Origin of the sequence: Micromonospora sp. CA-259024, from assembly GCF_050936255.1 — a bacterium.
Classification (GTDB): domain Bacteria; phylum Actinomycetota; class Actinomycetes; order Mycobacteriales; family Micromonosporaceae; genus Micromonospora.
Genome location: NZ_JBNJND010000001.1, coordinates 2,188,308 through 2,211,841, shown reverse-complemented (window position 1 = coordinate 2,211,841; position 23,534 = coordinate 2,188,308). Strand labels below are relative to the sequence as shown.

At 73.4% G+C, this 23,534-nt stretch carries 24 protein-coding genes; 11 read left to right on the top strand and 13 right to left on the bottom strand.

Going from position 1 to position 23,534, the window contains the following annotated elements:
• Positions 1 to 19: 19 nt before the first annotated feature.
• Complete coding sequence (locus ACQEUX_RS09645) at positions 20 to 445, bottom strand: archease (protein ID WP_433044368.1); 426 nt, start codon at positions 443 to 445, stop codon at positions 20 to 22.
• A 97-nt stretch (positions 446 to 542) separates the two neighbouring features.
• Between ACQEUX_RS09645 and ACQEUX_RS09640 the strand changes: the two genes are divergently transcribed.
• Entirely contained in the window at positions 543 to 1,145 is a 603-nt protein-coding gene (locus ACQEUX_RS09640) for an MBL fold metallo-hydrolase (protein WP_433044365.1), read from the top strand.
• Here ACQEUX_RS09640 and ACQEUX_RS09635 read toward each other — a convergent pair.
• Positions 1,112 to 1,858 (bottom strand): B3/B4 domain-containing protein, encoded by a 747-nt coding sequence (locus tag ACQEUX_RS09635; RefSeq protein ID WP_433044362.1) that lies wholly within the window; start codon positions 1,856 to 1,858, stop codon positions 1,112 to 1,114. The genes ACQEUX_RS09640 and ACQEUX_RS09635 overlap by 34 nt on opposite strands.
• A gap of 7 nt (positions 1,859 to 1,865) precedes the next feature.
• Positions 1,866 to 2,477: a LysE family translocator gene (locus tag ACQEUX_RS09630; protein WP_433044359.1), complete on the bottom strand. Its 612-nt coding sequence runs from the start codon at positions 2,475 to 2,477 to the stop codon at positions 1,866 to 1,868.
• Positions 2,478 to 2,539: 62 nt separating this feature from the next.
• Between ACQEUX_RS09630 and ACQEUX_RS09625 the strand changes: the two genes are divergently transcribed.
• Both ACQEUX_RS09625 and ACQEUX_RS09620 read left to right on the top strand, forming a co-directional pair.
• Positions 2,540 to 4,021: a PLP-dependent aminotransferase family protein gene (locus ACQEUX_RS09625; RefSeq protein WP_433044356.1), complete on the top strand. Its 1,482-nt coding sequence runs from the start codon at positions 2,540 to 2,542 to the stop codon at positions 4,019 to 4,021.
• A 149-nt stretch (positions 4,022 to 4,170) separates the two neighbouring features.
• Positions 4,171 to 5,202 (top strand): extracellular catalytic domain type 2 short-chain-length polyhydroxyalkanoate depolymerase, encoded by a 1,032-nt coding sequence (locus ACQEUX_RS09620; RefSeq protein ID WP_433044353.1) that lies wholly within the window; start codon positions 4,171 to 4,173, stop codon positions 5,200 to 5,202.
• A gap of 41 nt (positions 5,203 to 5,243) precedes the next feature.
• Here ACQEUX_RS09620 and ACQEUX_RS09615 read toward each other — a convergent pair whose 3' ends face one another.
• The 7 genes from ACQEUX_RS09615 to ACQEUX_RS09585 form a co-directional block, all read right to left on the bottom strand.
• On the bottom strand, positions 5,244 to 6,665 hold the full coding sequence (locus ACQEUX_RS09615) for a DUF6297 family protein (RefSeq protein ID WP_433044350.1): 1,422 nt from the start codon (positions 6,663 to 6,665) through the stop codon (positions 5,244 to 5,246).
• The gene (locus ACQEUX_RS09610) at positions 6,662 to 7,285 is read right to left on the bottom strand and encodes an ABC transporter ATP-binding protein (protein WP_433044347.1); all 624 of its coding nucleotides are present in this window, start codon (positions 7,283 to 7,285) and stop codon (positions 6,662 to 6,664) included. The genes ACQEUX_RS09615 and ACQEUX_RS09610 overlap by 4 nt, the downstream gene beginning before the upstream one ends.
• A 40-nt stretch (positions 7,286 to 7,325) precedes the next feature.
• The gene (locus ACQEUX_RS09605) at positions 7,326 to 9,719 is read right to left on the bottom strand and encodes a hypothetical protein (protein WP_433044344.1); all 2,394 of its coding nucleotides are present in this window, start codon (positions 9,717 to 9,719) and stop codon (positions 7,326 to 7,328) included.
• Entirely contained in the window at positions 9,716 to 11,482 is a 1,767-nt protein-coding gene (locus tag ACQEUX_RS09600) for an ABC transporter permease subunit (RefSeq protein ID WP_433044341.1), read from the bottom strand. The genes ACQEUX_RS09605 and ACQEUX_RS09600 overlap by 4 nt, the downstream gene beginning before the upstream one ends.
• Positions 11,479 to 12,756, bottom strand: a complete 1,278-nt coding sequence (locus ACQEUX_RS09595) for an extracellular solute-binding protein (RefSeq protein ID WP_433044339.1) — start codon at positions 12,754 to 12,756, stop codon at positions 11,479 to 11,481. Before ACQEUX_RS09595 ends, ACQEUX_RS09600 begins: the two co-directional genes overlap by 4 nt.
• On the bottom strand, positions 12,753 to 13,385 hold the full coding sequence (locus ACQEUX_RS09590; RefSeq protein WP_433044337.1) for an ATP-binding cassette domain-containing protein: 633 nt from the start codon (positions 13,383 to 13,385) through the stop codon (positions 12,753 to 12,755). The genes ACQEUX_RS09595 and ACQEUX_RS09590 overlap by 4 nt, the downstream gene beginning before the upstream one ends.
• 257 nt (positions 13,386 to 13,642) lie before the next feature.
• Positions 13,643 to 14,071 (bottom strand): VOC family protein, encoded by a 429-nt coding sequence (locus tag ACQEUX_RS09585; RefSeq protein ID WP_433049722.1) that lies wholly within the window; start codon positions 14,069 to 14,071, stop codon positions 13,643 to 13,645.
• A gap of 314 nt (positions 14,072 to 14,385) precedes the next feature.
• Between ACQEUX_RS09585 and ACQEUX_RS09580 the strand changes: the two genes are divergently transcribed.
• The 4 genes from ACQEUX_RS09580 to ACQEUX_RS09565 all read left to right on the top strand — a co-directional run bounded on the left by ACQEUX_RS09580 (position 14,386) and on the right by ACQEUX_RS09565 (position 17,870).
• On the top strand, positions 14,386 to 14,865 hold the full coding sequence (locus ACQEUX_RS09580) for a hypothetical protein (protein ID WP_433044334.1): 480 nt from the start codon (positions 14,386 to 14,388) through the stop codon (positions 14,863 to 14,865).
• Positions 14,865 to 15,323 carry a hypothetical protein gene (locus ACQEUX_RS09575; RefSeq protein ID WP_433044331.1) on the top strand — a complete coding sequence of 153 codons (459 nt, stop codon included), beginning with the start codon at positions 14,865 to 14,867 and terminating at the stop codon, positions 15,321 to 15,323. Before ACQEUX_RS09580 ends, ACQEUX_RS09575 begins: the two co-directional genes overlap by 1 nt.
• A gap of 94 nt (positions 15,324 to 15,417) precedes the next feature.
• The gene (locus tag ACQEUX_RS09570; RefSeq protein ID WP_433044328.1) at positions 15,418 to 16,935 is read left to right on the top strand and encodes a flavin-containing monooxygenase; all 1,518 of its coding nucleotides are present in this window, start codon (positions 15,418 to 15,420) and stop codon (positions 16,933 to 16,935) included.
• 23 nt (positions 16,936 to 16,958) lie between these two features.
• Positions 16,959 to 17,870, top strand: coding sequence for an SDR family NAD(P)-dependent oxidoreductase (locus ACQEUX_RS09565; RefSeq protein WP_433044325.1), 912 nt, complete (start codon positions 16,959 to 16,961; stop codon positions 17,868 to 17,870).
• Positions 17,871 to 17,882: 12 nt separating this feature from the next.
• On the opposite strand, the gene ACQEUX_RS09560 is transcribed toward ACQEUX_RS09565, so the two are convergent.
• Both ACQEUX_RS09560 and ACQEUX_RS09555 read right to left on the bottom strand, forming a co-directional pair.
• Positions 17,883 to 19,061 (bottom strand): low temperature requirement protein A, encoded by a 1,179-nt coding sequence (locus tag ACQEUX_RS09560; protein WP_433044322.1) that lies wholly within the window; start codon positions 19,059 to 19,061, stop codon positions 17,883 to 17,885.
• 26 nt (positions 19,062 to 19,087) lie between these two features.
• Positions 19,088 to 19,507: a hypothetical protein gene (locus tag ACQEUX_RS09555; RefSeq protein WP_433044319.1), complete on the bottom strand. Its 420-nt coding sequence runs from the start codon at positions 19,505 to 19,507 to the stop codon at positions 19,088 to 19,090.
• A gap of 183 nt (positions 19,508 to 19,690) precedes the next feature.
• On the opposite strand from ACQEUX_RS09555, the gene ACQEUX_RS09550 reads away from it, so the two are divergent.
• On the top strand, positions 19,691 to 20,779 hold the full coding sequence (locus ACQEUX_RS09550) for an S-(hydroxymethyl)mycothiol dehydrogenase (protein ID WP_433044316.1): 1,089 nt from the start codon (positions 19,691 to 19,693) through the stop codon (positions 20,777 to 20,779).
• Positions 20,776 to 21,405 carry an MBL fold metallo-hydrolase gene (locus tag ACQEUX_RS09545; RefSeq protein WP_433044313.1) on the top strand — a complete coding sequence of 210 codons (630 nt, stop codon included), beginning with the start codon at positions 20,776 to 20,778 and terminating at the stop codon, positions 21,403 to 21,405. The genes ACQEUX_RS09550 and ACQEUX_RS09545 overlap by 4 nt, the downstream gene beginning before the upstream one ends.
• Before the next feature lie 15 nt (positions 21,406 to 21,420).
• Here the strand turns inward: ACQEUX_RS09545 and tsaA are convergent, their stop codons facing one another.
• Positions 21,421 to 21,849 (bottom strand): tRNA (N6-threonylcarbamoyladenosine(37)-N6)-methyltransferase TrmO, encoded by a 429-nt coding sequence (tsaA, locus tag ACQEUX_RS09540; RefSeq protein WP_433044310.1) that lies wholly within the window; start codon positions 21,847 to 21,849, stop codon positions 21,421 to 21,423.
• A 49-nt stretch (positions 21,850 to 21,898) separates the two neighbouring features.
• Here tsaA and ACQEUX_RS09535 point away from each other — a divergent pair, with 49 nt between their 5' ends.
• Positions 21,899 to 22,369: a VOC family protein gene (locus ACQEUX_RS09535; protein WP_433044307.1), complete on the top strand. Its 471-nt coding sequence runs from the start codon at positions 21,899 to 21,901 to the stop codon at positions 22,367 to 22,369.
• Positions 22,317 to 23,495: a DUF3626 domain-containing protein gene (locus ACQEUX_RS09530; protein WP_433044304.1), complete on the top strand. Its 1,179-nt coding sequence runs from the start codon at positions 22,317 to 22,319 to the stop codon at positions 23,493 to 23,495. Before ACQEUX_RS09535 ends, ACQEUX_RS09530 begins: the two co-directional genes overlap by 53 nt.
• Positions 23,496 to 23,534: the final 39 nt, after the last annotated feature.

Here is a 23,534-nt window from a genome sequence, read left to right as displayed (position 1 = left end):
GCCGTGGTGACCCGGGCGCTCAAACGTCCAGGGTCACCGCGCACGACCAACCGGAGCCGTCCGGGCCGACGCGCAGCGCGTGCAGGGACACGGCCTTCGGCACCGCGCCGACCAGCTCCACCGCGTCCGTGCTGGTCGAGCGCCAGCGCGCCCGCAGGCCGCCGTCCTCGGTCCGCACATCGCAGTCCAGCGGCAGGGTGCCCTCGGTGTCCAGTCGGAAGATCACCTCGTCCAGCAGGCCGACCAGCATCTCCCCGTCGTTGCCGGGCGGCAGCTGGAACTCGGTCTCCCCCTGCGGCCGGGCGTCGCTGGTGTCGGCGAACGTCTCGACCAGCGCGGCGACCGCCTCGGCAAGGCACCCGTCCCGGTCCGGCGCCCACGCCTCGATCCGTACGTCGGCGGTGTGCGGCACGCTGCGGTGCCCCCGTTGCGTCGAGCGCTGCATGCCTCGATCATGCCGGCCCACGGCCCCGCCCACTGCCGGATGCGCCCTCGGTCCGCACGGGACCGCGACCTGCCGGCCGACGACGTACCGTCGCCGGATGCGGATCACCCGATTCACCCACTCCTGTGTCCGCGTCGAGCACGACGGCGGGGTGCTGGTCGTCGACCCGGGCACGTGGAGCGAGCCGCACGCCCTGGTCGGCGCGGACGCCGTGCTGGTCACCCACGAGCACACCGACCACGTGGACGTGCTGCGGCTGGCCGGCCTCGGCGTCCCGGTGTACGCCCCCGAGGGTGCCCGGCTGCCCGACCTCGCCCCGCTGGACGTGACCCGGGTCCGGGCCGGGCAGCGCTTCACGGCGGCCGGTGTCCCGGTCACCGCGTACGGCGGCCGGCACGCCACCATCTTCGAGGGTCAGCCCGACTGTCCCAACCTCGGCTACCTGATCGGCGACGGGGTCTACCACCCGGGCGACGCCCTGCACGTGCCGGACGAGCCGGTGCACACCCTGCTCGTTCCGGCTCAGGGGTCCTGGCTGCGCCTCGACGAGGCGATCCGGTTCGCCCGGGAGGTGGGCGCCGGCCGCGCGTACCCGATCCACGACGCACAGATCAACGAGCGTGGGCTGGCCAGCGTCGCCGGCTGGTTCGGCGAGACGATTCCCGGCTACCGCCACCTCGTCCCCGGTGACACCGCCTGACCTTCCGCGCCACCGGTGGCCGTGGCGTCGAAGCGGGGCACGGCGTCGGTGAGCACGGCCGTCCGCGTCGGTGCCGACCATGCCTCGGTCAGCTCGGCCACCAGCGTGGTGACCAGCCGGGTCACGTCCGCCTCGGCGTCGGGGTGCAGCGCCTCGGCGACGATCAGCACCGACGACGTGCCGGCCCGCACGGCCGACCAGCCGCTCTGCCGGTTCGTCCAGCGCCGGGCGTGCGCCCGACCGGCGGCGTCGGTGAAGGTCACCTCACCCGGGTCGGGATGCTCGGTCGCGCCGGCGAAGCTCAGGTACTCCTCGTCGCCGTGGGCCGGCCGGACCACCAGGTCGCCGTCGACCCGGTCCAGGTCGAGCGCCGCCACCGGGATCGCGTACGCGGCCGAGACGGCGTTGCAGAGGTCCACCAGTGGGTGCAGCCGGGGCAACTCGTCGTCCAGTCGCAACCGGCGCAGCAGCGCCTCCGCGGCGCATCGGTACCGGGTGGGTCGCAGCCCCATCGCGGCGTACGCCCGCCGCCACGCCTGGATCTCCGGGAACCCGCTCTCGGAGCCGTTGGCCAGCCGGTCGCGGGCGACGGCGGTGTGCGCGGCGATCCGCTGCGCCACGTCGGCCGTGGAGGTGATGCCGGTGGCCAGGACCACGCCGGCCACCAGGTCCGGGTACGCCGCGCGGAGCTGCGCGGAATGCTGGAACTGCACGGGACTCCTATCGTTCGGTGAGGGCGAGCGTCACGCCGAGCGCGACGAACGTGCCGGCGACGGACCGGCGCAGCCAGTCGGTGACCCTCGGCCGGGTCAGCACCCGGTCGCGTACCCGGGCCGCGAAGACGCCGTACCCGCTGAAGATCACGAAGGTGAGCAGCATGAACACCGCCCCGCAGGCGAGCATCGAGCGAGTCGAGCCCGGGGCGGAGGTGTCCACGAACTGGGGCAGGAACGCGACGAAGAACAGCGTCGGCTTCGGGTTGAGCAGGTTGACCAGCACCCCGGAGAGGATCACCCGGGCCGCCGAGCGGGGCGGCGTGGTGGTGGTCGGCGCGAAGGCGCCGCGGTCCCGCACGGTCGACCAGGCCAGGTAGAGCAGGTAGCCGACGCCGAGGTACCGGACCACCTCGAACGCCGCCGCGCTCGTCTGCAACAGCGCGGCCAGACCGGTCATCGCCGCCAGCAGGTGTGGCACCACTCCCAGCGTGCAGGCGAACGCGGCCAGCACGCCGGCCCGGGCGCCCCGGGACAGGCCGGCGGAGAGAGTGAAGAACACCCCGGTGCCCGGGGTGACCACCACGATCAGCGTGGTGACCAGGAACGGGATTGTCACGATCGACCTCCGGTGGGCTCGGCGGGGCTGTCTGATCCCCACTCTGCTGCCAAGATGGTCCGGTGAGCAGGGCCAAACCGAGGGCACCCGAGAGGTCCATAACGGCCGGGTCGGATTTTCTGCACCTGACCATCGCCGACGCCCCGCCCGGCGGGCGCGCCGACTGGCTCGCCGCCCGCCTGCGCCAGGCCATCGCCGAGGGGCGGGTGCCGGTCGGGGGTCGCCTGCCCGCCACCCGGTTGCTCGCCGCCGACCTCGGCGTCTCCCGGGGCGTGGTCACCGAGGCGTACCAGCGGCTGACCGAGGAGGGGCACGTGACCGGTCGGGGTCGGGCCGGGACGGTGGTTGTCGCCGCACCGCCCGCGCCGGTCGCGCCGGCACCCGCCCCGGCCACCGCGCTGGCGCCGGCCGCGCTCTTCCCGCCGGCTCCGGGCACCGACATCTTCGACGCCGTACGCGCGGCGAGCGCGACCATCGACCTGACGCCCGGCGTACCCGATCTGGCTGCCTTTCCCCGCGCGGACTGGCTGCGCGCCGAACGGACCGTGCTGCGCCACCTCGCCGCGGCCGACTTCGGCTACGGCGACCCGTGTGGCACCCCCGCGCTGCGCCGGGCCGTCGCCGCCTGGCTGGCCCGCAGCCGGGGCATCGCCGTCGACCCGGTCGACGTGATCGTCGTGGCCGGCGTGTCCCAGGCGCTCGGGTTGCTCGCCCAGGCGCTCGGCCCTGCCGGCATCGACCGGATCGCGGTCGAGGACCCGGGCTCACTCGGCGTCCGGCAGCACCTGAACAACTGGGGGGTGGACACCCCACCGATCGCGGTGGACGACGCCGGGTTGCGTGTCGACGAGCTGGCCGCCAGCGGCGTGCCGGCGGCGATGCTCACCCCCGCGCACCAGTTCCCGACCGGCGTGGTGCTCGACGGCGACCGTCGCCGCCAACTCCTCGACTGGGCGCGGTCCGGCGGTCTGATCATCGAGGACGACTACGACGCCGAGCACCGCTACGACCGGCCACCGGTGCCCGCGCTGCGTGGCCTCCTGCCCGAGCAGGTCTGCTACGCCGGCAGCGTGTCCAAACTGCTCGCCCCGGCGCTGCGGGTCGGCTGGCTGCTCGTGCCGACCCGCCACCGGGAGGCGGTGGTGGCCGCCAAACGCAACGCCGACCTGGGCAACGCGGTGCTGCCACAACTGGTGCTGGCGGAGCTGATGACCTCCGGCGGGCTGGAGCGGCACCTGCGGCTGCTGCGCCGCCGGCACATCCACCGCCGCGACGCGATGATCGCCGCGCTGGCCCGGCACCTGCCGACCGCCACGGTGCACGGTGCGGCGGCCGGGCTGCATCTGACGATCAGTCTGGCCGACGCCGTGGTGGACACGGATTTGGCGGCCGCCGTGCTGGCGCGCGGGGTGAAGGTGCAGCCGCTGTCCTGGCACTGCCAGCGGCCGTACCGGCCCGGTCTGGTGCTCGGCTACGCGGCTCGCACGGTGACCGAGATCGAGGACGGCGTGGCCGTGATCGCGGCCGCCCTGCGCTCCGGCTAGACCGGGGTGGACATCGGTGGCGCCGAATGGGCGGGACGTACACACCGGCCTCGGCCGACGTGTCGGTTCCGCTCATACCCCGTGTGGTCCACGTCACGGTAGCTTCTGCGCACGCCGACGCCCCGCCGGCGCTCCCGAGGAGAGCGTCCATGCCCACACCGCTGAAAGCCGCCACCACCCTCGCCGCCATCCTCCTGCTGATCCTGACCACTGCGGCCCCCGCCCAGGCCGCCAACCCGTCCACCAAGCCCCCGGTCTCCGGGTCGTTGGGCACCTACAACGTCTCCGGCGTCTACGTCACCGGGGTCTCCTCCGGTGGCTACGTGGCCACGCAACTGCACGTCGCCTACTCGTCCCGGATCCGTGGAGCGGCCGTCTTCGCCGCCGGGCCCTACTACTGCTCCCAGAACACCGTCGCCCAGGCGCTCTACGGCTGCGGCGACAACCTGTACCCGACCAACGTGGCGGCCCTGCAGACGTACACCCGGACGTGGGCGTCGTACGGCTGGGTCGACCCGGTCGGCAACCTGTCCGGCGACCCGGTGTACGTGTTCCACGGCACCAACGACACCACCGTCAAGAAGTCCGTCACCGACGACCTGGTCCGGTACTACCAGCACTTCGGGGCCAGCGTGCAGTACGACAGCGGCGCAGCCGCCGGCCACTCCTGGGTCACCCCGTACGGCACGCTCGGCTGTACGGCGACCGCCTCGCCGTACCTGAACGACTGCGGCACCGACCCGCAGAACGCCCTGCTGCGCAAGTTGCTCGGCGGGGTGAGCGCACCGAACACCGGTGCGCTCGGCGGCACGCTCATCCGGTTCAGCCAGAACACGTTCGCGGTCAACGGCTGGGCCAACGGGTTGAGCATGGACGCGAACGGCTTCGCGTACGTCCCGTCGTCCTGCGCGGCCGGCCAGTCGTGCCGGCTGCTGGTCGCCCTGCACGGCTGCGCGCAGTCCTCCGGCGCGGTGGGCACGGCCTTCGTCGACCGGGCCAACCTCAACCAGTACGCCGACACCAACAACCTGATCGTGCTCTACCCGCAGGCGGGCACCGCCCTCAGCAACCCGAACGGCTGCTGGGACTGGTGGGGTTACCTCGGCGCGACCAACTTCCCGATCAAGGGCGGCGCGCAGGTCGAGACCATCATGAACATGGTCCGCCGGTTGGACGGCTGAACGGCGCCGACGTGCCCTGGGCTGGCCGGGCGGTCGACCGGTCAGCCCAGGAACAGCTGAACGAGGACCAGGACGGCGAGCAGCGCCGGCCCGCGTGAACCCTGGCGCACCAGGTCGACGGGGACCATCCCGAACGGGGTGTTGACCGTGGCGCCGCCGTAGTCGATCGGCGGACGGGTGGCCGCCCGGAACGCCGCGAGCACCACGCCGAGCGCCAGCGTCGGCGCCAGCCAGGCCGGCCCCGGGTCGACGGTCGGCAGGGTCAGCAACCACCACAGGCCCGCGCCGACCGCCGGCACCACCACGTGGACCCCGCGCAGCAGGGTGTCGCTGCCGCCGAGGGCGCGGCGCAGCCCGGGTGAGCGGCTGACCGACCGCAGGCCACCGGTCAACCGGTCGGCGGCGAGGTAGGCGAACACCACCTGCGCGGCCCCGGCCAGCCCGGGCAGGGCGAGCGCGGCGGCGTACTGGACACCGATCAGCGCCACCCAGATCAGCAGGGCGCTCGGGTGGCGGCGCAGCCGGCGTACGTCGGCCTGCAGCAGCGCCCACCAGCCGGGGCCGGGCAGGAACCGGCCGCTGCGAACCCGGCCGATCCGGCGCCAGCGCCGGCTCTCCACCAGGCTGGCGAGCAGGCTCGGGTCCAGCAGGATCGTGGCCGTGGCGGCGGCGTTGGCGAACTGGGCGCCGGTGGTCAGCGTGGCCCGGTCGACCCGGGGCAGCGCGCGTACCGCGAGGATCGTGCCCACGACCGCGAGGGGCACCGCGACGGCGACCAGTGCGACGGTCGGCGTCGCCGCCGGCCGGGGCAGCCCGTCGCCGAGGCGACCGACGACCACCACCAGGGCTGTGATGACGGTGGCCGCCACCATCGGCACCGCCCCGGCCAGGGCGGGCCACCGGCGACCCGCCCGGCTGCTCTGGGCGACGACGCTGAGCGCCAGCGCGGCCCAACCCCACGCCGCCCCGGCCGCGGTGGCCCAGCCCAGCACCGCCGGGTCGCTGACCCCGCCGAGCGCGGCCACCGCCACCCCGAGGGCCGCCGTGCCGGCCGCGGCGCCCACCAGCAGGATGCCGAAGCGCGGCGCCAGCCAGGCCCGCCGGTCGACCGGTGCGCTGGTCGCCCAGCTCTGCGTGGCCGGGGTGACCAGCAGCGGGCCGAGTGCGCGCAGGCCACGCCAGGCGAGCCCGGCGCCGGCCAGCAGCGCGGCGACCGCCAACCACCACCGCACCCCCGGCTCGGCCTGCCCCACCGTGGGGGAATCCAGCAGGTCGCGGCTGGCGCTGATCGCGAACCAGCCGTACATGCCGACGAACAGGACGATGACGTACGCGTCGCCCAGCACGTCGCTGAGCGAGTGGTCGTGGTGTCGGCTGCGGGCCCGGCGCAGATGCGTCCGCAACTGCCGGGCGGTCGGCACCCCGGCCGTCGTGTCGGCGATCGTGGTCGGCGGGGCGGTCACCGGCCGATCTCGATGCGCTCGTCGACCACCGCGTCGATCAGCTCCGGGTCGTGCGAGGCCAGCAGCACGGCGGTGCCGGCGTCCCGCTCCCGGCGCAGCCGCTCGGCGAGCCACTGCCGGCCGCGTACGTCCAGCCGCTGCTCCGGCTCGTCCAGGATCAGCACCCGACGTGGCCGCACGAAACACGACGCCAACGCCAGCCGGCGGCGCTGCCCGCTGGACAGGGTCACCGGCAGCTGGTCGCGGGCCGGCTCCAGACCCAGCTCGGCGAGGACCTCCTCGACCGGCTCGGCGTTACCCCCGTGGGCGTACGCGACCAGCTCCAGGTGCTCGACCACGGACAGGTCGGGGAAGAAGTCGATGTCGTCCAGCGCGGCCGCCACCAGCGCCCGCACCTGAGGGTCGGTCTCGTCGGCCCGGCGGCCCTGCACCAGCACCTCGCCCGCGTCCGGCCGGTCGGCGCCGACGACACAGCGCAGCAGGGTGGTCTTGCCGCTGCCGTTGGGGCCCAGCACCACCGCGATCCGGCCCGCCTGGAGCGTGAAGCTCACGTCGTCGAGCACGACCAGGTTGCCGAAGTTGCGGCTAAGTCCCCGTACCGAGAGCACATCCACGCTCACAGAATCTCCCAGACCTGTGCCAGCGGCCACCGTGAGCGACCTACGTCACGCGGCCGGTGGCGTCGTCCTCCAGGCGGGCGTCGGCGGCGGCCAGCGCCCTGTCGTCGGCCACCTCCTCGGCCACCGTTGCCGCGTCCGCCCAGTGCCGCCGCGCGTCAGCTCGGTCGCCCAACGCGGCGGCGGCGTCACCCAGGTACAGCAGGGTGCGCGCCAGCCCCGGGGTGGGCCGCGTCTCCTCGCGTAGCCGCCGGCTCTCGGCCAGCAGCTCGTACGCCGCACGCGCCTGCCCCGGCGTGCTGGTCAACAGCGTCGCCCCGGCGTTGAGCAGCGCCGTCGCCCGGCTGGTCGGGTCGTTGACCGACTCGTACTCGCGCAGGGCGGCCCGCCACGCCTGCGCGGCGTCCAGGTGCTCGCCGAGGCCCGCGTGCACCAGCACCAGGTTGGTCAGCGCCGCCGCGTACCCGCGCGCGTCACCCGTCGACCGGAACGTGTTCGCCGCCCGCACCAGGTGGTGGTGGGCGGCGTCCAGCTCACCTCGGGCCAACTGCGCCGCGCCGAGGCCCAGGTCGGTGAGGGCGTGCCCGGCACGGTCGGCCCCGGAGCGGTGCCGACGGGACATCTCGAGGTGCTCCACCGCGTCGTCGAGCTGCCCCAGGTCGAGCAGGGCCAGGCCGAGGTTCATCCGGGCCTGGGCGGTGCCTCCGCGCCCGCGTTCGTTGACCGCGAGGGTGAGCGCGGCCGCCGCACCCTGCGGGTCGTGCCGGCGCCGGCGCAACACACCCAGCTCGTTGTGCGCCCACCCGGCGATCTCCGGGCGGTCGTCGGCGGTCGGGGTGGCCAGCACGGTGCGGCAGACCTGCTCCCACTCGTCGAGCCGCTCGACGTACGCCAGCCACCCGCACAGCGCCACGGCCAGCCGGAACCACCACCGGCGTACCCGGCGAGGCAGTGTCTCGGCCGCGCCGGCCGGCACCCGCACCACCGCCAGCAGCAGCTCCTGGTGCAGGTCGAACCAGCCGTACGGGTCGTCGTCCAGCGGCAGCGACCACTCCCGATCCGGTGGGGAACCGAGCACGGCCAGGTTGGCCGCGTGCCGTTCGGCCCGGCGGGCCAGGTGCCGCGTCAACCGGGCCTGCGCGGCGACCCGGGCGCGGACCGGGTCCGCGTCCCGCAGATGCAGTCGGGCGCTGCCGGCGAGTAGCGGGCGGACCTCGTAGCGGTCGCCGGGCGCGCCGACCACGAACGCCGCGGCGGCCAACTCGTCGAGCAGCCCGGTCACCCGCTCGGGGTGGCGCCCGGCCAGCGCGGCGATGGTCGGCCGGTCCACCGGGGCGGGGATCAGCGACATCACCCGGTACAACCGGCGGGCATCGCGGCTCAACGCCCGGTACGCGGCGTCCCGCTCGGTGACCAGACGCGCGGCCGGCGAGACGGCGAGCCGCTGGTGTGGTGGCGTCTGCACGGCGCGGCGCAGCGCGTCCAGCACATCCGAGTGCCGCCAGCCGTGCTGCGCGGTGCGGTAACCGAGCGCGCGAACGGTACGCGGCTGTCGCCCGCACAGGTCGACGATCTCGCGTACCGCCGGGTCGGTGCGTGGGTCGGGCCGGTGGACCCGGGCTGCGGGCGCGGCCCCGCCCGCGGCCGCGAACAGCTCGACCGCCTCGGACGTGCCCGGCTCGGCGATCCAGTGTGCGACCACACCCTTCAGCCCGACCAGCGCCGGGCCGCCGGCGAGCAGCAGCCGACAGGTGCGCGCGGTGGGTGGCAGCAGCGGCCGGACCTGGTCGGGGCGGTCCACGTTGTCCAGCACCAGCAGGATCCTGCGGCCGTCGAGTTGGCCGCGCAGCGCGTCCGCGGCGACGGCAAGCGCGTCCGGCCGGCCGGAGGTCGGCGGCGCGGTGCCCAGGATCCGGGCCAGTGCGGTGAGCACCTGCCGGGCCGAGCGGGGTCGGCCCCGCCGGCGCAGGTCGAGGTAGTACTGCCCGTCCGGGAAATCCTCCCGGCACAGGTTCGCCGCCTGCACCGCGCACGCGGAGGTGCCCACCGCTCGCCGGCCCAGGACCGCCACCGCGTGCTCCCGGGCGAGCAACCCGAGCACCGCCTCGACGTGCTCGCCGCGACCGGTGAACTCGGCCGTGTAGGGCAGGGTCGGCGCACCGGTGGCCGGCGCGGTGAGCACATCCGTCGGTTCCGGGTCGACCTGCCGACCGGCCCGGCGGCGGCGCACCTCGTACACCACGAGACCGACGAGGCCGACGACCCCGCCGGCCGCCAGGGCGATGCTCGCCCGGCCCAGCACGCTGGCCGCCAGCTCGGAGAGCAGGTTGCTGGCCAGGTTGCTGGCCACGTTGCCGAGGACCCCGCTGACCACACCGCCGATCGCGATCAGCGCCGGCCAGCGCGGGCCGCGGCGGGCGCCGTCCGGCCCCGTCACCGGACGCCTCCGGAGACGAGCCCGGCGACCAGGTGCCGGCGGGAGAGCACCACGAGCACCACCGGCAGCACCGAGGCGAGCACCGAGCTGGCCGCCAGCGCGCCGCTGTTGCTCACGAAGCTGCGGGTCTGCCCGGCCAGGAACAGCCCGAGCGGCGCCGCCTCCGGGCCACTGAACAGCAGACCCACCACCAGGTCGTTCCAGACCTGGACGAACTCCAGCACCGAGACCGCCACCACCGCGGACAGGTTGTGCCGCGCCAACCGGCGCAGGGTGTGCCACCACCGCCGTCCGCCCAGCCGGGCGTCGCGCACCTGCTCGGCCGGCAGGTCGGCGAAGGCGTTGCGCAGCACCAGCACCGCGAACGGCACGCCCAACGCCACGTGCACCAGGGCGAGGCCCCGGGCCGTACCGGAGGAGAGCACCAGGCCCAGCACCTCGTTGACCGGCCCGGCGATGACCTGGACCGGCACGACACTGGCGGCCAGCAGCAGCAGCCCGGTGGCCTGGGCCGCCGGCCCGGTCAACCAGGCCAGCGGGTACGCGGCCAGCAGCGCGACCACCAGCACCGTGGCGGTCACCGCGGTGGCCAGGAGCAGGGTGAAGCCCAGCGTCCGCCACAGCTCGGTACCGGTGACCAGGTCGCGGTAGGACTCGGCACCGGGCGGCGCCGACCACCAGCCGCGCGCGGCGGCGTCCACCCTGCCGTGTGCCGACGTGGCGACCAGCACCGCCAACGGCACCAGCCAGGCGACCGCCGCGCCCGCCGCGAGCAGCCGGAACACCCGCCGGGGCGGCGCGAGGGGCCCGGGCTCCAGGGCCACCTCGACGCGCGGCGGGGGCCACGCCTGCCGGACGAAGAGCGCGGCCACCATGATCCCGCCGACGACCGCCACCAGCCACACCACACCGAGCGCGGCGCCCTCGCCCGTGGTGGTGCCGCCCGACGTCTGCCAGATCCGCAGCGCCAGCACCGAGGCCTCGTCGCGGACCGAGCCGGGGGTCATCACCAGGATCAGGTCGAAGGTGCGGCTGGTGCCGACCGCCACCAACGCGAAGACCACCGCCACGGTACGCAGTAGCAGGGGGCGCCACTGCGCGTCCCACAGCACGTGCCGGCGCCCCCCGCCGTACGCGCGGACCGCGTCGGCGAGGCTCGGCGGCACCGCGTCCAGTGCGGACCGGAAGACCAGCACGGCCAGCCCGACCCAGGCCCAGACGAACGCCGACATCAGCGCCACGGTGACCAGCCCCGGCCCGAGCAGCTGCGGTGCGTCCTCGGCCGAACGACCGGTCAGCCGTGCCGCGACCAGGGTGGCCAGCCCCCGGCTCGGGTCCGGGTCGTACATCAGCCGGAAGGTGACCCCGGTGACGACCAGCGGCAACGCCACCGGCACCAGGAGGATCAAGCGGACCAGGCCGCCCTCCTGGGAGCGGCGGGACGCGGCGGCGAGCAGATAGCCCAGTGCCGTCACCACTACCGGCACCAGCAGCGCCCAGAGGACCGTACGGCCGACCACCGCGCCGGTGCCCGGGGCGGCGAGCGCGGTGCGGAAGTGCGCCGCACCGACCCAGTGACCGTCGGTGGTGACGCTGGCGTGCAGGGTGCGGAGCACCGGCCACAGCACCAGCCCGCCGAGCAGCACAGCGGCCGGCAGCAGCAGGGCCGAGGTCGCTCCCGCCGCCGGGTACGCCCGGCCTCGCCGGGGCGGCCCGACGTCGTCGAGCACCGCCAACTCGCCGAGGACCCGGACCTGGCTCATCGGCCGCCACCCGCGCTGCGGGCCGCCAGGGCGAGCTGACCGGTGGCCCGGCGGATCGCCTCGCCGGCGCGTACCCCGTCGGTGACGTCGGCGAAGAAGCCCTGCATGATCCGCCAGATGCCGACCCCGTCCGAGCCGGTGAACGCGCCGGGCAACTGGTCGGACAGATCGAAGCGCAGAGTGCCGGGTGCCTGCATCTCCTCGGCGAGCCCCTGGCGGACCCGGTCCGTGTAGCTGGTCAGAGGGACGTTGGTGTTCGGCGACAGGTAACCGCCAGCACGCAACCACGGTTGGAACGCGTCGGCCCTGGTGAGCCACTCGACCAGCTCGACCCCGCCCTGGGCGTCGGCGAACGCCACGGCCGCGTCCCCGCCGACGATCAGCGGGCCGCCGCCGGGCCGGGTGCCGGGGAAGCGGAACGTGGTCGGCGTCTCCGGGCCACGCTGGAAGGGGCCGACGACGTCAGCGGTGAAGTCGGCCCCGAAGAGCATCACCGCACGCCGGGCATACACCACCTGGATCACCGACTCCTCGTATTGGGTGAGCAGGGCGCGACGGCCGCCGCCGAGGAACGCGCCGTCGATGCTCCAGAGCTCGGCGAGCCGGTCCAGGGTGTCGCGCACCGGCTTGGCCTGCCAGTCGGCGTTCGGCCGGGCGAGGGTGTTGTAACCGTCGGGTGCCACGTCGGCCAGGACGTTCTCGAACCAGTCGGTGAGCACCCAGCCGTCTGCCGCGCCGATGGCCAGCGGCGCCGGGCCGCCGTCGCGGCGGGCGACCGCGCCGAGCCGGCGGGTCATCCTGACCAGCTCGTCCCAGGTGGGCGGCGGCTCGGGCAGCATGGACCGCAGGTGCCAGCCCAGTGACTTGTGAGCCGCCTTCACCCAGACGCCGTAGCGCTGGCCCTCGGCGGTCAGCAGCTCGCCCAGCTCGTCGGGCACGGCGTACTCCGTGGACGGGCGCACCGGGCTCAGCCAACCACGCTGGGCATACTCGGTGACCAGGCCGGGGCGGGGGAGGATCGCCACGTCCGGGCTGGTGCCGGCGAGGTGCCGGGCCCGCAGGAACGCGTCGATGTCGTTGCCGGCGCTGACCACCTGCACCGGGGCGGGGTAGCCGGCGACGACCTGGCGGAACCGGTCCAGCTCGCTGGTGCTCCAGACCACCGCGACCTGCACCGGCCGGGCCTCGCCGGAGCAGCCGGTGGCCAGGGCGGTGGCGCCCGCGGCGGCGGCGCGCAGCAGCGTACGGCGGCTCGGCCGCCCGGCCGGCGTCATCGGCCCGCCCCGGCGGGCTCGGTGATCAGCTCGTGCCGCAGCGGGATCTCGGCCAGGGTGGCCGGGTCGGCGGTGCAGACCAGCACCGCCATCCCAGGGGCATCCGGTGGGGAGAGTCGAGGCATCAGGTCACCGAGGCGGCTGTCGCCTGCCGAACCGGCCGGCAGGTCGATCACCAGCACCTCAGGCAGGCAGGCCGCCGCCCGGGCGAGCGCCACCCGGAACCGCTGGGCGTTGGAGATCTGGTGCGGCAGCAGGGTGAGGGTCAGCGCCAACTCGAGCCGGTCGACCACCATCGCCGTCCAGTCGTCGGCCACCTCGTGCACGCGTTCACGCTTGCGTTGGCCGTACTCGATGTTGCGGCGCACGGTGAGTTGCGGCAGCAGCGCACCACCGGCGGGCACGTAGCCGATCTGCCGGCGTGGTGGCGGCTGGGCGGTGACATCCCGGTCGCCGACCAGGATGCGACCGGTCACCGGGGCGGCGAGCCCGGCCAGCACCCGGGCGACCGAGGTGCCGAACCGGGGCGGCGCCACCAGGGCGGCGAGTGAGCCGGCGGGAACGTCGAGGGTCACCGGCCCGGTGCCGGGGACGGCGACCAGTGCGCGTAGCCGTAACGTGACTCTCACCTCCGGTGACCGTTTGTGACCGGTCCCAGGGTGGCACACCACGCCCACAGTCGATGCCCCACCCGCCTCCACTGTGGAGAGGCGGAGGGCTGGTCAGCCGGAGGGCGTAGAGCGCGGCGAGCCCGGCCGCCGTGGCGGCCACCCGTTCGCGGAGCGCCACCGGGGCCAGCACCTCGACGTGCGCACCGAGGCGCAGCAGCTCATGTGTCAGCGATTGCGCCAGGTCGTCGGAGACAAGATTTCGCGTTTCGCGTCACTCAGTCGAGGCAGAACTCGTTGCCCTCGATATCCTGCATCGGGATGCAGGCATCGTTGCCGTCATACAGCGTTTGTACGTGTACCGCGCCGAGCGGCACCAGTCGTGCACACTCGGCCTCAAGTGCGGCCAGGCGCTCTACACCCACGAGTCCGGTGCCGACTCGCACGTCAAGATGCAGTCGGTTCTTGACGGCCTTTCCTTCGGGGACGCGCTGGAAGTACAGTGGCGGGCCCACTCCTGAGGGATCAATGCAGGCAAACCATGCGTCCCGCTGCTCGGGTGGCAGCGAGCGCTTGAAATCATCCCAAGTGGCGAACCCCTCCGGTGGCGGCGGTACGACGTACCCCAGCACCTCGCACCAAAAGCGAGCGAGGCGCTCTGGTTCCGCGCAGTCGAAGGTGACTTGGAACTGCTTGATCGATACCACCGGCCCATCGTAGAAGCCGGGTTTCGTCGCCTTCACGGCCCCGCCTCGAGCCAGGCTATGGCGCATGAGTCGTGGAGCAACACCACACCGCAGGACCTTTAGCTGGCGCATAACAGGCACCGCACGCAGCACCACGGCACGCTACCGGAGGCGCCATCTCACCCGAACGGTGCCAATCCCATGCCAACTCGTGGCGGACGGTGCGACTTCAGCGCGGACGGGACACGACTGGAGCAACAGCAGGAGGGAAAGGAGTCGACTGGCCCGCACTTCACTGACACTAGCTGTCAGGGGAGCGGTCGTACCGTCCCGGCATGGCTTTTCGCGACAAGGATCTGAGAACGCCGGGACCGATCATGGTGGACGGTCGTCAGCTCAAGCGCTACCACATCGACCAGCCCGAACGGCCGATCGAGCCGGAGGTGGAGAAGGCCGCCTACGACCTTCTGCCCGCGCTGCTGGCCGACGTCACGGACGACGGCACCCCGGCCGCCGGGTGGGTGGTGCTGCACCGGGGCGCGGACACCGGCGCCTACCTGCTGGCGTACACCTGGGTGTGGGACAACGTGCTGGAGGTCCGTACCGCGGCGGCCGGGCAGCCGGCGCTGGACTGCCCGGACGAGGATCCGGCACACTTCGTCGAACTGCGGCGCCCGGCGATGGGCTGCGTGTGGGAGTTGGCGGTGCTGGAGCACGAGAGGGCCGCCTGGGTCCGGCACATGCTGGTGCCGGAGAGCCCCGATCTGAGCGACTATCTGCGCGACACGCGAGCGGAAGGGCCGGTGGGCCACTGATGGGCGACTTCGACTTCTTTACGGGTACCTGGAACGTCGTGAACAGGCGGCTGCGCAAGCGGCTGGTCGGCTCCGACGAGTGGGAGGAGTTTCCGGGGGTGTCGGTCGCGCACGGCTTCTTCGCCGGCGGCGGCCACTTCGACGAGATCACCTTCCCGACCAAGGGCACCTCCGGCGCGACGCTGCGGATCTTCGACCCGGCGACCGAGCAGTGGTCGATCTACTGGATGAACAGCGAGACCGGGGTGCTGGAGCAGCCGCCGATGGTGGGCCGCTTCGTCGACGGGGTGGGCCGCCTCTACGCCGACGACCAGCACGAGGGGCGTCCGGTCCGGTGCCGGTTCATCTGGTCGGAGATCACCGCGACGACAGCCCGCTGGGAGCAGGCGTTCTCCGTCGACGGCGAGCGGACCTGGGAAACCAACTGGATCATGACCTTCACCCGGGCGTCCGACTAGCGCGGCGAGCGGGCGGGGGAGCGGTCCCGCGGTAGCTTCCGGCCATCCGGTCGCGGTGTTAATGTCCGTGCACCGCACCGGATGGAGGAACGCCATGGCCTCCGACCACGTTGATGTGCTCATCATCGGCGCTGGCCTGTCCGGCATCGGCGCCGCCTGCCATCTGCGCCGTGACTGCCCCGACAAGACGTACGCGGTGCTGGAGGCGCGCGACGCCGTCGGCGGCACCTGGGACCTGTTCCGCTACCCGGGCATCCGCTCCGACTCGGACATGTTCACCCTCGGCTACTCGTTCAAGCCGTGGACCGCCGCGAAGGCCATCGCCGACGGCCCGGCCATCCGGGAGTACGTCCGGGAGACGGCCCGGGAGTACGACGTGCAGCGGCACATCCGCTTCCGCCACCGGGTGCTGCACGCCGAGTGGCACAGCGACAGCGCCCGCTGGACGGTGCACGCCCAGCGCACCGACACCGCCGAGACGGTGGTGCTGACCTGCTCGTTCCTCTTCGCCTGTGCCGGCTACTACCGCTACGACGAGGGTTACATCCCACCCCTGCCCGGTGTCGACGCGTACGCCGGGCGGCTGGTGCACCCGCAGCACTGGCCCGACGACCTCGACCACACCGGCAAGCGGGTGGTGGTGATCGGCAGCGGCGCCACCGCGGTCACCCTGGTGCCGGCGCTGGCGCGGCGGGCCGCCCACGTGACGATGCTCCAGCGCTCACCCACGTACGTCATGGCGTTGCCCTCGCGCGACCGGCTGGCCGACGCGCTGCGGCGCCGGCTGCCCGCGAAGGCCGCGTATCCGGTGGTGCGCTGGAAGAACGTGCTGCTGTCCACCGTCAACTTCCAGCTCAGCCGGCGTGCGCCCGGTCTGGTGAAGCGGGTGCTGCGCCGGGCCGCGACGAGCCGGCTCCCGGTGGGGTACGACGTCGACCGGCACTTCTCGCCCCGCTACGACCCGTGGGACCAGCGGCTCTGCGTGGCACCCGACGGTGACCTGTTCGCGGCCGTACGCCAGGGCACGGCGTCGGTGGTCACCGACACCATCGACACCTTCACCGCGCACGGCGTCCGGCTGACCTCCGGCGACGAATTGCCCGCCGACGTCGTGGTCACCGCAACCGGGCTCAACCTGCTCGCCCTCGGTGGTCTGACGCTCCGCGTGGACGGCACCGACGTCGACCTCGCCAGCACCGTCGCCTACAAGGGCATGATGCTCTCCGGCGTGCCGAACTTCGCGCTGACCCTCGGCTACACCAACGCGTCGTGGACCCTCAAGGCCGACCTGGTCGCCGGTTACGTCTGCCGGCTGCTGCGCCACCTGGACCGCACCGGCCAGCAGGTCGTCACCCCGCTCCCACCGCCCGGCACCGAGCGGGTGCCGCTCATCGACCTGCGCTCCGGCTACGTGCTGCGCGCCGCCGACGCGCTGCCGAAGCAGGGTGCGACCGCGCCGTGGCGGCTGCACCAGAACTACCTCAGTGACGTACTGCTGATGCGGCACGGCAGGCTCACCGACGAGGGCGTCCGGTTCTCCCGCGTCGGCGAGGGAGCACCACCGGCCGGCGTTCCCGTCGGCGGGGCCGCGCAGCCGGACGCGTCGGGCTGACCACCGGGACAGGAGCACCGATCGTGCAGAGATTCGACTTCACCGGCGCGACGGCCGTGGTCACCGGCGCGGCCAGTGGCATCGGTGCGGCGCTGGCGCAGGCACTAGCCCGCCGGGGCAGCGACCTGGTGTTGCTGGACCGCGACGCCGAGCGGCTGGACACGGTCGCCACCGCGATCCGCGCCGACCATTCGGACCGCCGGGTGCACACCTACCTGGTGGACCTCGCCGACGTGACGGCCACCGCCCAGGTCGCCGGCGAGATCGGCCGGCGGCACCCACGCGTACGACTGCTGGCGAACAACGCCGGCGTCGGCCTCGGCGGCCGGTTCGACCAGGTGACGCTCGACGAGTTCAACTGGGTGATCGACGTCAACTTCCGGGCCGTGGTGCAGCTGACCCACGCGCTGCTGCCCACCCTCAAGGCGGAGCCGGGCGCGCACCTGGTCAACATCTCCAGCCTGTTCGGGCTGATCGCGCCGGCCGGGCAGGCCGCGTACTCGGCGAGCAAGTTCGCGGTGCGGGGTTTCACCGAGGCGTTGCGCCACGAGCTGGTCGACGACGGCATCGGGGTGACCTCGGTGCACCCCGGCGGGATCCGCACCCGCATCACCGAGAACGCCCGGATCGGCAGTGGCGTCCCGCTCGACGAGTACGCGGCCGGCCGGGCGCAGTTCGAGAAGCTGCTCACCATCGCGCCGGAACGGGCCGCCGAGGTGATCCTGCGCGGCGTCGAGCGGCGTCGGGGCCGGGTGCTGATCGGCTGGTCGGCGAAGCTGCCCGACCTGCTGGCCCGGGTCATGCCGGCCTCGTACCACCGACTGCTCGTCACCGGCCCCAACCGGGGCGTCGCCCGCCCGGCGCCGCCCGCCCCCGGCGTACCCGCGCAACGCCCCGCCGACGCGGCCGGCGACCCCGCCCGTGAGGTGGCGTGACCGGCGGACGGGTCACGGTGGCGTGCTGCTCGCGCTCGGCCCGACGTCGCGGCGGCGCAACAGCACGGTCAGGGCCACGAGGGCGACCAGCAGCGCCGCGAGCACGTACACCGGACCCGGGCCGAGCGGCGCGAGCAGCGCCAGCAGCGCGACGACCGGGAAGGCCACGACCACCGCACCGTGCTGCTGCCGGCGTACGTGCAACACCCAGACCGTGAGCAGATAGATCGCGATCGGGATGGCCACCGCGTACCCGGCGGTGATCCCGGAGACGTGCGCGAGGTGCCGTTCGAGGTCCACCGACACGCCCAGGCCGGCGCCGATCGCGGCGATCGCGGCGAAGATCAGGTAGTGGCCGTAACCCCAGATCAGCGAGTACGGCAGCCGGTCGGGCGCCTCGTTCGGTCGGTCGAAGTAGAGCCACCAGAGCGCGAACACGATGACCGCGCCCGCCGCCGCGATCAACCAGAGGCCGTGCTCCCCGGCGTCCAGCCCGTCCTGGATCGCCACCGAGACGCCCACCACGGCCTCACCGAGCACGATCAGGGTGAACAGGCCGTACCGCTCGGCGATGTGCCGAGGGTGCCACGGGGTCATTCCGGGGCGTTCGGCCACTGCCGGCACCAGCAGGTCGGCCACGGCCAGCAGCACGAACGACGCGACGCCCCACTCGTCGGGCAGCAGGAGTCGCAGCAGCCAGCCGAGCTGCACCACGGTCACGCCGATCGCGTAGCGGCGCGCCGCCGGGCGGTGCGCCGGGTCACCGGCAGCGGCTCGGCTCCAGTGCACGACGGCAGCCAGCCGCATCACCACGTACCCGTAGGTGATGACGGTGAAATCGCCGTCGGTGAAGGCGCTTGGCACCCCGGCTGCCAGGATCAAGGCTCCGGAGATCTGCACCAGCGTGGTGATCCGGTAGACGTCGTCATCGGTGTCGTAGGCCGAGGCGAACCAGGTGAAGTTCATCCACGACCACCAGATCGCGAAGAACACCGTGACGTAGCCGGTCACCGCGTGGGCGAGGTGGTCCTCGGCGAGGTAGTGGTGCAGGCTGTTGGCCGCCTGCGCCACGGCCACCACGAAGCAGAGGTCGAAGAAGAGTTCCAGCGGGGTGGCCGCGCGATGCGGTTCGTCGCGGCGGCGAGGCCTCATCGGCCGGTAGAACGGCCGCACCGAACGAGAGTGGGTCAACGCAGTTCCTCAGGCTGCCCGCCGGGTCAGTGGCGCCGACGGCCGTGGGTCAGCCCCTCCAACACCAGGGTCAGCCCGGCGCCGACCAGCCAGATGTCCTTGGCGAGCCCTGCGCCCTGCTGGGTCGGGCGTACGCTGCCCGGCTCCCGCAACCCCGGCGTCTTCAGGTACAGCTGCACCAGGCCCGCGCCGAACGCGGTCAGGCCCAGCCCGGCGAGGGGCGCCGGGAAGAACGGCGCGATCAGCGCGGCCCCCATCGCGATCTCGGAGTACGACAGCAGCTTGGCGAAGCGCGATGGCTCCAGCTCAGCGAGTTGCGGAATCGCGGCCACCGCCATCCCGTGCATGCTCTCCGCGGCGTCGCCCTCCAGATTCCGCTTGCCCAGACCCGAGTTGAGAAAGTACGCGCCGATGCTGAGCCGCAGTGGCAGGTGCGCGAGCTTCATGGTCACTCCCGATGGCCGTGGTCGAATGCGGCCCGCGTACCCGGCGCGGCGCGCGATAACCGCCGGGTGGGCTGGGCCGGCCGTGACGGTCGCGGTAGGTTCGCCAGGGGTCACCCCCGAGCCCGTGGCACACCCGTCTGCCCGGCACCGGGCCCCCGCCGCACACCACCAGCAGGAGGCGAAGTGAGCCAGGAAGTCCGGGGAGTCATCTCCCGCAGCAAGGGCGCGCCGGTCGAGGTCACCACCATCGTGGTGCCCGATCCCGGGCCCGGTGAGGCGATCGTCCGGATCCAGTCCTGCGGCGTCTGCCACACCGACCTGCACTACCGCGAGGGCGGCATCAACGACGACTACCCGTTCCTGCTCGGCCACGAGGCGGCGGGCATCGTCGAGCAGGTCGGTGAGGGCGTCACCGACGTCGCCCCGGGTGACTTCGTGGTGCTCAACTGGCGTGCGGTCTGCGGCGTCTGCCGTGCCTGCCGCCGGGGTCGCCCCTGGTACTGCTTCAACACCCACAACGCCACGCAGCGGATGACCCTGACCGACGGCACCGAGCTCGCTCCCGCGCTGGGCATCGGCGCGTTCGCCGAGAAGACCCTCGTGCACGCCGGCCAGTGCACCAAGGTAGATCCGGCCGCCCGGCCGGCCGCCGTGGGCCTGCTCGGCTGCGGGGTGATGGCCGGGCTGGGCGCGGCGATGAACACCGGCAACGTCACCCGGGGCGACTCGGTCGCGGTGATCGGCTGTGGCGGCGTCGGGGACGCGGCGGTCGCCGGTGCGGCACTGGCCGGCGCCACGACGATCGTGGCGGTGGACACCGACAGCCGCAAGCTGGACTGGGCCCGCAAGTTCGGTGCCACGCACACCGTGAACGCGTCCGAAACCGACCCGGTCGAGGCGATCCGGGCCGCCACCGGTGGCTTCGGCGCCGACGTGGTGATCGACGCGGTGGGTCGACCGGAAACCTGGAAACAGGCGTTCTACGCCCGCGACCTGGCCGGCACGGTGGTGCTGGTCGGCGTACCGACCCCGCAGATGCGGATCGAGCTGCCGTTGCTGGACGTCTTCGGGCGCGGCGGCGCCCTCAAGTCCAGCTGGTACGGCGACTGCCTGCCCAGCCGCGACTTCCCGATGCTCACCGAGCTGTACCTGCAGGGCCGGCTCGACCTGGACGCGTTCGTCACCGAGGAAATCGCGCTCGACCAGGTCGAGAACGCGTTCGACCGGATGCACCACGGCGACGTGCTGCGTTCGGTGGTGGTGTTCCCGTGACCGCCCGGGTCGAGCACGCGGTCACCGCCGGCACGTTCTCCCTGGATGGGCAGACGTTCGATGTGGACAACAACGTCTGGGTGATCGGAGACGACAGCGAGTGCGTCGTCCTGGACGCGCCGCACGACGTGGCCGCGATCCTCGCCCTGGTGGGTGACCGACGGGTCCGTGCGATCCTGGCGACCCACGCCCACGACGATCACGTCCGGGTGGCACCCGAGCTGGCCGAGGCCACCGGCGCGCCCGTGCTGCTGCACACCGCCGACCGGGTCCTCTGGGACATGGTCCACCCGCACCTGCCGCCGCACGGCGAGCTGCACGACGGGCAGAGCGTCGAGGTGGCCGGCACCACGCTGCGGGTGCTGCACACCCCCGGGCACAGTCCCGGCGCGTGCAGCTTCCATGCCCCGGAGCTGGGCGTCGTCTTCACCGGCGACACGCTCTTCGCCGGCGGTCCGGGCGCGACCGGGCGCTCGTACAGCGACTTCGACACCATCGTCCGGTCGATCCGTACCCGCCTGCTCACGCTGCCGGCGGAGACGATCGTGCACACCGGTCACGGTGACGACACCACGATCGGAGCGGAGGCGCCGCACCTGGAGGAGTGGTTGGCGCGCGGTCACTGAGCCCGCGTTCGCGGTCTAGCGCTCGCCGGCCGCGCCGAGCAACGGCTTGACGTCCAGGATCGGGGTGCCGTCGAGGGCCTCCAGGTCGGCCACCTCGACACGCAGCCCGTCCACCGCCAGCACCCGCACCCGGTGCAGCCCGATCGGGTTGGGCCGGTGCGGGGAGCGGGTGCTGAACACGCCTGTCTCCGGCCGGCTCTCGTCGCCGCGCGGGTGCACCGCCAGCACGTCGCGACGGGCGCGGTCCAACCAGGTCAGCACCAGGAGCTCCGCACCGACCCGCAGGTCGCGCAGGGCCCGGTCGACCTGCGGGTCGAAGACCAGCCATGCCGTCGGTGCGCCCTCGTCGCCCTGCCGTGGCGCGCTCGCCGCGTCGGTAAGCGACGAGGCGACCCGCCCGACCGGGCGCAGCAGGTAGTTGTCACCGCTCGTTGCGTCGACCATCCTGGCTCCCTTCCGGACGGTGTGAGCCTACGGCGTTAGGATCGCGCGCATGGCCGCCGAGCATCCCGCACCTGTCGTCCGTCAGCTGCGCCTCGTGGTGGAGGCGGCCGACTACGAGGCCGCCGTCGCGTTCTTCCGCGACGCGCTCGGCCTGCCCGAGGAAGCGGCGTTCAGCGGCGACGGGGACGCCCGGGTGATGATCCTGGACGCCGGCCGCGCCACCCTGGAGATCGCCAACCCGGCCCAGAAACGCATGATCGACGAGGTCGAGGTGGGCCGGCAGGTCGCGCCGCGTATCCGGGTGGCCTTCGAGGTGGACGACGCCGAGGCGACCACCGCCCGGCTGCTCGCCGCCGGGGCGAGCGAGATCGCCCCGCCGACGCGCACGCCGTGGGAGTCGCTCAACTCCCGGCTCGACGCTCCCGCCGACCTGCAGATCACCGTCTTCCAGGAGCTGCGTACGCCGGATGAGCGGCCCGGGCTGGACGACGTTGGCCCCGCACAGCACAGCGACGAGTGAGCCGGGCGGGCCACGCGCCGTGACGCTCACCCCGCCGCAGGTGGCGGCGCTGGCGTACGTGCGGTCGTTGGCGACGCCCGAGCGACACACCGCGCTCGCGGCCATCGCCCGGGAACTCGCCGACGCCGTTGGCCACCGACCGGAGCAACTGCTCGCCGCAGTCGTCCGACACGGCCGACTGACCGTCAACTTCCATCCTGACCGGCCGTGCGCGGACGGACGGACGGTCGCCGCCGCCCTGGCCGACGACGGCGTGTACCGCAGTCAGTTCGTCACGGGAATCTCCAACGGCAAGCTCATGGCGTCTCCCGGCAGCGACCGGGACCGCTGGGAACGACTGATGTTCGGCGGCGCGTACCAGCGGCCCGAAGTGATGCCAGCGCAGCGGCCCACGTACGGCGGCCTGAACCTGCTCGATCACCCGGACGGCGCCTGCCCCCGCTTCGGCTCCTGCCACCTGCGGTTGCGCCCGGCTGTGCTGGCTCGGGCCACGTTCTGCCTTGGCGACAGCCACCTCGGCCCCCGTGTGGTGGGCACCTCCGACGCGTTCGAAGCGGTGCTCGCCGGGCTCCTGGCCAGTACGGTCGCCACCGGCGAATGCCTGGGCCGCGCCGGGATGGACGTCGGCGCCCTGGTTCGGACTGTGCTGAACGCGCCGACCGTGCCGCCCATGCTCGGGCGTGCTCTGGACGACTACGTGGAGGCCCAGATCCACGGCACCCTGGACCTCGCTCAGGACGTCGAGGAGCTGGTGGTTGACCCGTCCTTCGCGGGCACCCCCACCGGCGCGATCCTGAAGCTGATCGCCGAGCGGTACGGTCTCCCGCTGCGGTGGCACCCCGGCTTCGTGTTGGCTGTCGACCGGATCGATCCGGTGTTTCGCGGCCCAGAGATCCCGGTGCTGGCGGCCCGGCTGCACCGGGAGTTCGCCCGGCCGGGCGAACCGGTGGACGCGGCGCTGATCGGTCGGGCGGCTGCTTCGGTGGTCGCCGAGCCGGAACGGTGGTCGGACCGAGGCCCGGTCGCAGACACCCTGCAGCACCTTAAGCAGCTCTGGCACGTTCTCGTCCGGTACGGCGAGCCGCACATCGGATTCACCCGCCGTGACGGGTCACGCCCTCACTGACAGTCAGCGGACAACGGGTCGACAACCTCCGTCTCACGA